9 protein-coding genes and 2 pseudogenes are annotated in these 9654 nt (G+C 63.1%); 6 read left to right on the forward strand and 5 right to left on the reverse strand.

Annotated elements, in window-relative coordinates; genetic code table 11:
* Window positions 1–59: 59 nt before the first annotated feature.
* From BLU35_RS09660 to BLU35_RS09675, 4 genes are all read left to right on the forward strand, one after another.
* Complete coding sequence (locus tag BLU35_RS09660) at window positions 60–1091, forward strand: amino acid ABC transporter substrate-binding protein (protein ID WP_093232927.1); 1032 nt, start codon at window positions 60–62, stop codon at window positions 1089–1091.
* Between the two features lie 125 nt (window positions 1092–1216).
* Window positions 1217–2365: an amino acid ABC transporter permease gene (locus BLU35_RS09665; RefSeq protein WP_093232928.1), complete on the forward strand. Its 1149-nt coding sequence runs from the start codon at window positions 1217–1219 to the stop codon at window positions 2363–2365.
* Between the two features lie 3 nt (window positions 2366–2368).
* Entirely contained in the window at window positions 2369–3475 is a 1107-nt protein-coding gene (locus tag BLU35_RS09670; RefSeq protein ID WP_093232929.1) for an amino acid ABC transporter permease, read from the forward strand.
* Window positions 3468–4922: an amidohydrolase family protein gene (locus BLU35_RS09675; protein ID WP_093232930.1), complete on the forward strand. Its 1455-nt coding sequence runs from the start codon at window positions 3468–3470 to the stop codon at window positions 4920–4922. Before BLU35_RS09670 ends, BLU35_RS09675 begins: the two co-directional genes overlap by 8 nt.
* A gap of 45 nt (window positions 4923–4967) precedes the next feature.
* Here BLU35_RS09675 and BLU35_RS09680 read toward each other — a convergent pair.
* Window positions 4968–5438 (reverse strand): annotated as a pseudogene (locus BLU35_RS09680) (YqaA family protein); the annotation flags it as partial.
* A 181-nt stretch (window positions 5439–5619) separates the two neighbouring features.
* On the reverse strand, window positions 5620–6522 hold the full coding sequence (locus tag BLU35_RS09685; protein ID WP_093232931.1) for an AraC family transcriptional regulator: 903 nt from the start codon (window positions 6520–6522) through the stop codon (window positions 5620–5622).
* Between the two features lie 99 nt (window positions 6523–6621).
* On the opposite strand from BLU35_RS09685, the gene BLU35_RS09690 reads away from it, so the two are divergent.
* The gene (locus BLU35_RS09690; protein ID WP_093232932.1) at window positions 6622–7365 is read left to right on the forward strand and encodes an SDR family oxidoreductase; all 744 of its coding nucleotides are present in this window, start codon (window positions 6622–6624) and stop codon (window positions 7363–7365) included.
* Between the two features lie 239 nt (window positions 7366–7604).
* Here the strand turns inward: BLU35_RS09690 and BLU35_RS36080 are convergent.
* From BLU35_RS36080 to BLU35_RS36090, 3 genes and pseudogenes are all read right to left on the reverse strand, one after another.
* Window positions 7605–8147: pseudogene (locus BLU35_RS36080) on the reverse strand (methyl-accepting chemotaxis protein); the annotation flags it as partial.
* Window positions 8148–8169: 22 nt separating this feature from the next.
* Entirely contained in the window at window positions 8170–8718 is a 549-nt protein-coding gene (locus BLU35_RS36650) for a HAMP domain-containing protein (RefSeq protein WP_353615024.1), read from the reverse strand.
* On the reverse strand, window positions 8661–9341 hold the full coding sequence (locus BLU35_RS36090; protein WP_286161482.1) for a cache domain-containing protein: 681 nt from the start codon (window positions 9339–9341) through the stop codon (window positions 8661–8663). Before BLU35_RS36090 ends, BLU35_RS36650 begins: the two co-directional genes overlap by 58 nt.
* A gap of 21 nt (window positions 9342–9362) precedes the next feature.
* Here BLU35_RS36090 and BLU35_RS09700 point away from each other — a divergent pair.
* Window positions 9363–9654, forward strand: a 292-nt coding sequence (locus BLU35_RS09700; RefSeq protein WP_143032911.1) for a MerR family DNA-binding transcriptional regulator, incomplete at its 3' end; no start/stop codon positions are given.

The following is a 9654-nucleotide window of genomic DNA, read 5'->3' on the forward strand; positions in this document are numbered from 1 at the left end:
CGATGAGGACCGCATGACCAGGACCGATCAGGACAAGGAAAACCAAAGGGAGGGAATTCATGAAAAACAGAATCCTACAGCTTGGCGCGACCGTTGCGGGCATCGCGGTCGGGCTTGTGGCCGCAACGTCTGCGAACGCGGCGACGACGCTTGAAACGGTCAAGGCGCGCGGCAAGCTGATCTGTGGCGTCTCGATGAGCACGCCGGGCTTTGCCACCGCGGATGCCAAGGGTCACATGGGGGGCTTCGACGTCGACGTCTGCCGTGCCGTGGCCGCCGCCGTTTTCGGCGATCCGGAAAAGGTCGATTTCGTCCTGACGAACATCAATACGCGCTTCCAGGCGCTCCAGTCCGGCGAGATCGACATGCTGTCGCGCCAGACGACCCTTACCTTCTCGCGCGAAGTCTCGCTTGGCCTCGATTTCGGGCCGACAGTCTTCTACGACGGCCAGGGGCTGATGGTGCCGAAATCGCTCGGCGTCAACAGCGCCAAGGAACTGACGGATGCCGCGATCTGCACGCTGCCGGGCACCACGACCGCGCAGAACCTCAGCGACTTCTTCCGTTCTATCGGCGGCAAGTTCGAACTGGTCGTCTTTGAAAACCCGGACGAAAACCGCAACGCCTTCTTCTCAGGCCGTTGCGAAGCGATCTCGTCCGACCGTTCGGACCTCGCTTCGATCCGCGCCGTTGCCAACAACCCGGATGATTACGTCGTTCTGCCGGAAACCATCTCCAAGGAGCCGCTGGCGCCTGCTGTTCGCCAGAACGATTCCAACTGGCGTGACATCGTATCCTGGTCCGCCTGGATGCTGATGGCGGCCGAGGAGCGCGGCATCACCCAGGCCAATGTCGACGAGATGGCCAAGAGCGAGGATCCGGAGATCCAGCGCATGCTCGGCGTCAATGAAGAACTCGGCAAGATGCTGAACCTCGACAACAAGTGGGGCTACAACATCATCAAGGGTGTGGGAAACTATGGTGAAGTGTTCGAGCGCAACCTCGGCACCAAGACCGCTCTCGGCCTGACACGCGGCCCGAACACGCGCTGGAGCGAGGGTGGCCTGCTCTACGCACCGCCGTTCCGTTGAGGATTGACAGGCCCGCGCTCAAGCGCGGGCCTACCTTTCTGCTGCAGAAATTCAAAGTGCCAAAGCGACCTCTGCGCCCGGCAAGACCCGCGGCGCTGTAGATCCTGCCCAAGGGACGGGTGCCGATGCCCCTGTTTTATGATGCGCGCATTCGCGCCTATCTCTATCAAGTGATCGCCGTCGGCGTCGTGCTGCTCATCGCCTGGGTGATGTTCAGCACCGCAAGCGCCAATCTTGCCAAGCAGGATATCGCGACCGGTTTCGGCTTCCTGGCGCGCCAGGCCGGTTTCGTCATCACGGAAACCGCGATCACCTACGAGCCGACCGATCCGATCGGCCGTGCGATCCTCGTCGGCATTGCCAATACGGTCAAAGTCTCGCTGCTCGCGGCACTGCTGGGCACTATTCTCGGTCTGCTGGTCGGCATCGGGCGGCTGTCGCACAATCCCATGCTGTCACGGCTGATGCTTGCCTATGTGGAAGCGCTCCGCAACGTGCCGCTGCTGCTCTACCTGCTGCTCTGGTATTCGCTGATCATCTCCACCTTTCCGCCGGTCAAGCAGGCGATCCAGATGCTTCCGGGTGTGTTCCTGTCGAACAGCGGCCTGGTCATGCCCGCCCTGCACTGGGAGAGCGGATTTTCGGCAATGGTCACGGCTCTCGTTGTCGGCATCGTTGCGGCCGCTTCCGTTGCACGGATTCTCGGCCGCAGGCGCGTCGTCACCGGCAAGGACAGACCGATTGCCTTGATCGCGACGATCGCGCTTCTTCTGCCGCTCCTGGCAGCATTGCTGCTCGCCAACATTTCCGTCACCTGGGATGTGCCTGAGCTCGGCCGGTTCCGCTTGAGCGGCGGCTATCATCTGCGCCCGGAGTTCGTGGCGCTTCTCCTCGGGCTGACGCTCAGCGTGTCGGCCAACGTTGCGGAGATCGTCCGGGCCGGCATCCAGGCGGTCAGCAAGGGACAGTGGGAGGCCGCGACGGCGCTTGGTCTGTCACGCGCGCGCACCCTGAAGCTGGTGATCCTGCCGCAGGCGCTGAGGATCATCATCCCGCCTCTAACCAACACCTATCTGACCGTCTTCAAGAACAGCTCGCTCGCGATCGCCATCGGCTACCCGGACCTGGTGATGGTTTCGAACACGATCATGAACCAGACCGGGCAGGCGATTGAATCCATTGCCATTTTCATGGGCGTCTATCTCGGGCTGTCGATCCTAATCTCGCTGGTGATGAACTGGTACAATGCCAAGGTCGCGCTAAGGGAGCGCTGAGCAATGACACAGATCGATACCCTCATCGGCGACGCATCGCTTACGTCCCATCGCGAAGCGCCACCGGCATCGAAAGGTCGCTGGCTCAGCGCCTATTTCGGAACGCCGGGCAACGCGCTGATCACCATCCTGTGCCTCGGCACGATTTTCGCTGTTGCGAAACTGGCGATCGGCTGGCTGTTCATCGACGCCACCTTTGTCGGCACGCCGGCGGAATGCAAGGTGACGAATGGCGCTTGTTGGCCGTTCCTGTCGGCGAAGATGCGCTACATCTTCTTCGGCTTCTATCCGTTCGAGGAGCAATGGCGGCCGCTGACGGCGATGCTCTTGTTTCTCGGCGCCTGTGTCGTCTCGATGGTCCCGAAGGTCTGGGGGCGGGCGCTGTTGATCGCCTGGATGGCCGTCGTCCTGCCGATGCTCTATGTGCTGATGGCGGGCGGGTTCTTTGGTCTGACGGTCGTGCCGACGACGCAATGGGGCGGACTGCCGCTCTCCTTCATGCTTTCCTTCATCGGCCTTGCCTGCGCGCTGCCGCTTGGGATTGCGCTTGCACTCGCCCGCGCCTCCAGCCTTCCGGCCATCCGCATCCTGGGAGTGAGCTTCATCGAGATCGTGCGCGGCGTGCCATTGATTAGCATCTTGTTCATGGCAACGGTCATGCTGCCGCTGTTCATGCCCGATGGTATCACCATCGATAAGCTCATCCGCGCACAGGTGGCGATCATCCTCTTTGCCGCCGCCTATATCGCCGAGATCGTCCGTGGCGGCTTGCAGGCGGTGCCCAACGGGCAGGTGGAGGCCGGACACTCGCTCGGTCTGCACTACTGGCAGATCATGCGCCAGATCGTGCTGCCGCAGGCGTTGAAGAAGGTCATCCCGCCGCTCGTCAGCCTCTTCATCGGCTTCTTCCAGGACACGACGCTGGTGACCATCGTCGGCTTGCTCGACTTCCTCGATACCGTGCGCACCGCCATGCGCGATCCGGAATGGCAGGGCATCGCGGTTCTGGAAGGCTATGTCTTCGCGGCCGTCGTCTATTTCATTTTTAGTGCTCTCATGGGAGCTTACAGCCGTTTCCTCGAACAATACTTCAGGACCTCGCATGACTAAAGAGATCCATGTCATCCGCAATGTGCACACGCTCGTCGCCTTTGACAGCGAGCGCGATGGCCACGTCTATCTGCACAACGCCGACATCGCCTATGACGACAAGGGCTTCGTCCATGTCGGCGGTCACCACGAAGGTCCGTTCGACAGCGAGAGTTCCGGCCGTGACCGGATGATCATGCCGGGCTTCGTCAATGTCCATTGCCACTCCGGCGAAGAGCCGATCTCCAAGGGCATCTTCGAGGACATGGGCACGGCAGCCCTTTGGGGCAATGCGCTCTACGAATACTCCAGTCTTCTGGAGATCGACGACGACGCGATCGAGGCGTCGCTGACCGTCATGGTCGGCGACCTGATGCGCAGCGGCGTCACCACGCTGCTCGATATTGCCGGCCCGCATGAAAGCTGGCTGCCGACGCTCGCGCGAAGCGGCGCACGCGCCTTCGTCGCGCCGGGCTTCCGCGAGGCGCAGTGGCATGTCGAAGACAGCCACCGTCTCGATTTCCGCTGGGACAAGGCGCGTGGGCGCGACGCTTTCGCGCGGGCTCTGGAGGTCGTCGATGCCGCGACAGCGCACCCCTCCGGTCGGCTTGGCGGCGTCGTCGCGCCATCACAGATCGAGACCTGCTCGCCGGAACTGCTACAGGATGCGGTGGCGGCGGCGCGCAAGCGCGGCGTTCCGGTCACCATTCACGCCGCCCAGACCATGGCCGAGCACGAGGAACTGTTGCGCCGGCACGGACTGACGGCCGTGCAATATCTCGAAAGACTGGGCTTGCTTGGCAAGGACCTGATCCTCGGACATTGCATCTTCGTCGACAGCCATTCGTGGACGCGCCAGCGCACGGAGATCGACCTACGTCTTCTGGCCGATCGCCAGACGACCGTCGCGCACTGCCCGGTCACCTTCTCGCGCAGCGGCATGGCGCTGGAATCGGTCGGCCGCTACCGTCGGGCCGGCGTCAACGTCGCGCTCGGAACCGACAGCTATCCCTTCAATATGCTGGAAGAAATGCGCCAGGCGATGATCTGTGCACGACTGTCCGGCAAGTCCGTCTTCGATGTCGCGACCGGTGATATCCTGGAGGCTGCGACCATCGCCGGCGCCAGGGCGCTCGGCCGTGATGACATCGGCCGCATCGCCGTCGGCTCCAAGGCGGATTTTCTCGTGGTCGATCTTCGCCACCACGCGATGCAGCCGGTCTACGATCCGCTGCGCAATCTCCTGCATTGTGCAGCCGAGCGGGCGATCGAGCGGGTCTATGTCGACGGAACCTGCGTCGTCAGCGGCGGACGGCCAACCCTGATCGACTACGATGGAGCGCTTACGAAGCTGCAGGAGGCACAGGACTACGCCTGCCGGAAGGCGCCCGCAAACGACCCAAAGGGCCGCGGAATGCAGACGCTCGCGCCGCTGTCCTTGCCCATGGCCGGTCCGGGAAGGGCGTAACCTCCCCACAATGCCGGCCGCCAGAAGAGGCGGGCGGTACAAATATCAGTAGAAAAGGCGGTGGGCGGCAAAGAGGCAGATCAGGATCGCCGCCGCCCCACCGGCCAACGCGCTCAGCCGCCGCTCAAGAAAATCACGGATCTCCTCGCCGAAGCGGCGCAGCAGCCAGGCAAGCAGAAAGAAGCGCGCGCCACGTGCAACGATCGCCGACACGATGAAGAAGCCGAGGTTGATATTGGCCGCGCCCGAAAGGATGGTCACGACCTTGATCGGCGGCAGATGCGCCAGGCCTGAGGTCACGAGCAGCAATGCCAGCATTTCAGAGTCGACCGACGCCTTCAGATGCTCGAACGTGTCGAGCTTGTCGTAGAACTCCAGCAGCGGCCTTGCCAGCGTATCGAAGGCATAATGGCCGAGATACCAGCCGGCGACACCCCCGAGCACCGACGCGATGGTGGCCACAAGCGCGTAGCGCCACGCCCGCTCCGGGCGCGCCAGCGCCATCGGGATAAGGAGCAGATCTCAGACAATGGCGGTTTCTCGTGTCGCGAGCGACATCGTCCAATCATAGAGGCGTCGGAGCATGAGTTACGGTTCGCTGTTGGTGGGAGGCCTCTATAGGCGAGCGAGCAGGGTGTAAATGTGGCCGCCTTCGGCATTTGAGCGATTTCTTACGAAGTGCGAGGCATGGCCGCCGCTAAGCATCAGCCATGCGTGCATAACGGCTTGGCGGCTGTCCAACATGACGGCTGAAGGCTGTGCTGAAGGTACTGGCTGAACTGTAGCCGACACGTGCGGCGACGGAGGCGAGATCGACGTCGCGTTGCCGCAGCAGATCCTTGGCGAGCGCCATGCGCCAGACGAGCAGATATTCCATCGGCGGCACGCCAAAAGCGCGGGTAAAGCGCTCGAAGAACACGGAGCGGGAGAGTGCCGCCTCGCTCGCGAGTTCCGCCACCGTCCAGGCATGGGCCGGATCGGCGTGGATCTGCCGAATGGCCGCCGCCAGCCGCGCGTCTCCGAGGCCACGCAAAAGGCCGGGTGTAGCGCTTTCTCCCTGGATGGACCGAAGGGCCTCGATCAGCATGATTTCCACAAGCCGCGCCAGCACCAGGTCCCGGCCTGGCCGTTCGTCACGCGCCTCTTCGCCAACCAGACACGCGAGTGTCGAAAGTCGGTCGATCCCGCGCAGATGCATCAATGCCGGCAGCAGCGACACCAGCAGTGCGGCATCGGGTGAGTCGAGGACGAAATAGCCGCCGAGCAGGCGCACGTCCGGTTCACCATGTTGCCTGCCGTGGCGAACCTCGCCGGTCGGCGCCGGCATCCCCTTGGGGTCGATGAAGGTCGGCTGAACCGGATCGAACCCCGAAAGGGTGAAACCCGGTGTTGCCGGCAGCAGCACGAAATCTCCGGCCTCCAATGTGACCGGTAACTCGCCGTCGACAGCCAGCCGGCAAGCCCCCTCGATGACGGTGCAGAAGCTCGGCTGCCCGAAATCGGCATAACGCACGGCCCAGCGGCCGGCGCCGCTGATACCCTTGGTGAAGACCGTGCGCGGACGAAGAAGCTGAATGAGTTGCGAGAGTGGATCGACCATGTCAGGACGATAGCAAATGAAATCAGGACTTCAAGCCGTAGAGCGTCCAGAGCGGAGACGATATCTCTTTTCCATCGAAACAACTGACAGGAAATCGCGATGAAGACAGTACTGATTACCGGCTGCTCCTCCGGCTACGGGCTGGAGACGGCGCGGCGCTTTCATACCGAGGGCTGGAACGTGATCGCCACGATGCGCCGACCGCGGCGAGACATTCTGCCGAACTCCGACCGGTTGCGTGTCCTGGCTCTTGATGTCACCGATCGCGACAGCATCGCGGCTGCGATTGAGGAAGCCGGCCCGATCGATGTGCTTGTTAACAACGCCGGCATCGGCGTGGTGGGCGCCTTCGAGGCGACCCCGATGTCCCATATCCGCAAGGTTTTCGACACCAATACCTTCGGTGTGATGGCGATGACCCAGGCGGTGATACCGCAGTTTCGCGCCCGCCGATCGGGCGTCGTGGTCAACGTCACTTCCACCGTGACGCTTGCTTCCATGCCGCTCGCCGCAGCCTATACCGCCAGCAAGACGGCGATCGCCGGCTTCACCGGCTCGCTCGCCCACGAACTGGAAGCTTTCAACGTCAGGGTCAAACTGGTCGAGCCCGGCTACGCGCCGACCACCCGCTTCGCCCACAACACCACTATGCGCGTCGAGGATCTGATCCCGGCGGCCTATGCGGATTTCGCCGCACCCATCTTCGCGCAGTTTGCCGCCCCGCCCTTGGTCACGACCGAGACCGATGTGGCAGAGGCTGTTTGGCAGGCGGCGAACGATCTGTCCGGCCAGCTCCATTTCCCGGCTGGCGCCGACGCCGTGGCGCTTGCCAAGGCGAGCTGATCTCGCCTTCCGATACGGACCGCGACAGCGCGCGGCCCCGTGCGCGTGTCGGTCTCCGTCTGGTTGCGTACGCCGGATGTCGTGCGGAAGCGCTCGACGAGATCGAAGAGGCCGGATGCCTGGCTTGAGAGCCGATGGGTCATGGCCGTGCTGTCTTCAACCATCGCATTGTTCTGCTGCGTCACCGCGTCGAGCGACAGCATGGTCTGGTTGATGTGCTGCAGGTCGTTCGCCTGGTCGCGCGCGTCGCCGGCAATCTGCTGTGTCTGCTCGTTGATGGCATGGATCTGGCCGGAGATCTCGTCGAGCGCATCGCCTGCCACCCGAACCAGCGAAACGCCCTTCGTCACTTCCTCTGCGGACGCGGTGATGATCGCCTTGATTTCCCTGGCGGCGAGAGCGGATTTCTGTGCGAGCTCCCGCACTTCATGCGCGACGACCGCAAAGCCCTTGCCCGCTTCGCCGGCACGGGCCGCTTCGACCCCCGCATTCAGGGCCAGCAGGTTGGTCTGAAACGCGATGTCGTTGATGGTGCCTATGATCTGGGAAATGGCGACCGATCCCTTCTCGATCTGGGCCATGGCGCCGACGGCGTTCATCACCACCTGACCGGAGCGGTCGGAGCTCGCTTTAGCCGCAGCGGCGATCGTCGTGGCCGATGAGGCGTGTTCGGCAGTGCGCCCGATGGCGGCGGTAATTGCGCTCAGGGCCGCAGTTGCTTCCTCCAACGTCGCCGCCTGATGCTCGGTGCGCTTGGCGAGTTGGCCGATGGCGTCGCGCATCTCGCCGGTCTCGCCGTCGATCTCAGCGCTTCTCGCCTTCACGTCGCCAAGCGTGACGGCAAGGCTTTCCAGCGACAGATTGAAGTCCGAGCGCAGACGGTCGAAACCGGCGCCGAAGGGTCGGTCGATGCGTGCGGTCAGGTCGCCTTGCGACAACCGTTCGAGGCCCGACGCCAGCATCTCTACGGCCTCGTTGATCTGGCGCGACACCTCGGACTGGGTCATATCGCGCCGCCTCGGTTTCAAGGCGGGCGCGATCGAGAAGCGCGTCGCGGAAGACGAGGACGGAACGGGCCATGTCACCGATCTCGTCCTTGCGGTTCCGGCCGACGCCGCCGATCGTCGTGTCGCCGTCGGCGAGTTGGCTCATGTCCTGAACGAGGCCGGTGATCGGGCGCGTCAGCCGGCGTGAATACCAGATGGAAATTGCCAGCGCTGCCGCGAGGACGGCCAGAGCCGTCGCGAGCGTCCAGTTGCGCAAGGCGGTGACGGCGGCAAAGGCTTCCCGTGACGTCATGACCGCGGCCATGGTCCAGCGAGTGCCGAAAGCATCGAGGCTTGTGGCAGCCATCTGCGCTTCCTCGCCGCGGAAATCGGCGAGCCTACTGCTGACGATGACATCTTCCGCCGGTGGTCCGGCGAGACCCGGGTCTTAAGGATATCGTTGTCGGGTGTGGTGGCGCTGTCAGTGAGGAAAAATCCGTGGCCGTCGAGAAGGATCGTTTCGCCAGTCTCGCCAAGGCCCGTGCGGTTGCCGACGATCTCTCCGATGCGTGCGTCCGGCATCTCCAGGATCAAGGTACCGATCTTGCCAGCGATCGATTTCAGCGGGATGGCGATGAACGTCGCGGGGCTGCCGACGAGCGGTGCATAGGCCTCGTAGGACGCAAAGGCCAGTTTGCCCTTGTCTGTTCCCTCGGCGGTTTCGCGGAAGATGCGGCCGAGCCCCGTGTCCTTCCAGGAGCCGTCCTTGAGGCTGACGGCAAAATCGCCCTTCTTGTTGAGGGAGTAGACAACGTCACCGCTGAGATTGGCGAGCAGCACGTCGCGATAACCGTGGGCTTCCGAGAAGCGGCGGAAAAACGGGTGATAGCGCGCATGCAGCGTGTCGTAGTCGTCGACGCCAGCGGTACTGTAGAGTGCGCGCTTGTCTTCGGGATTGGGGCTGAAACAGTTCGCTTGAGATCTCTCCATACCTGAATCATACTTTCCAAAATGGAGAGGTTGGTCAGCATAGGCGAAGCGGCTCAGGCGCTGGGGGTGTCAATCACGACGCTGCGGCGCTGGGAGGCAGAAGGCCGGTTGTTGGCGCAGCATACGGCGGGTGGGCATCGTCGGTATGACCTGGCGAAGCTCCTGCCGGAACGCTTTCGGGCGGCACAGCCGTCGCGCCGCAAGACCGTCGCCTATGCCCGTGTGTCCAGCCATGAGCAGAAGGACGACCTCGCGCGCCAGACGCAGGTTCTGGAACTGTATTGCGCCCGGCAAGGCTGGACGTTCGAGGTTA

Source organism: Sinorhizobium sp. NFACC03, assembly GCF_900103435.1.
Taxonomy (GTDB): Bacteria; Pseudomonadota; Alphaproteobacteria; order Rhizobiales; family Rhizobiaceae; genus Ensifer.

Coding starts and splice junctions, on each gene's coding strand:
- BLU35_RS09660 (WP_093232927.1), top strand. CDS start 60: ATGAAAAACAGAATCCTACAGCTTGGCGCGACCGTTGCGGGCATCGCG.
- BLU35_RS09665 (WP_093232928.1), top strand. CDS start 1,217: ATGCCCCTGTTTTATGATGCGCGCATTCGCGCCTATCTCTATCAAGTG.
- BLU35_RS36650 (WP_353615024.1), bottom strand. CDS start 8,718: ATGGCTGCCACAAGCCTCGATGCTTTCGGCACTCGCTGGACCATGGCC.
- BLU35_RS09685 (WP_093232931.1), bottom strand. CDS start 6,522: ATGGTCGATCCACTCTCGCAACTCATTCAGCTTCTTCGTCCGCGCACG.
- BLU35_RS09675 (WP_093232930.1), top strand. CDS start 3,468: ATGACTAAAGAGATCCATGTCATCCGCAATGTGCACACGCTCGTCGCC.
- BLU35_RS09690 (WP_093232932.1), top strand. CDS start 6,622: ATGAAGACAGTACTGATTACCGGCTGCTCCTCCGGCTACGGGCTGGAG.
- BLU35_RS09670 (WP_093232929.1), top strand. CDS start 2,369: ATGACACAGATCGATACCCTCATCGGCGACGCATCGCTTACGTCCCAT.
- BLU35_RS36090 (WP_286161482.1), bottom strand. CDS start 9,341: ATGGAGAGATCTCAAGCGAACTGTTTCAGCCCCAATCCCGAAGACAAG.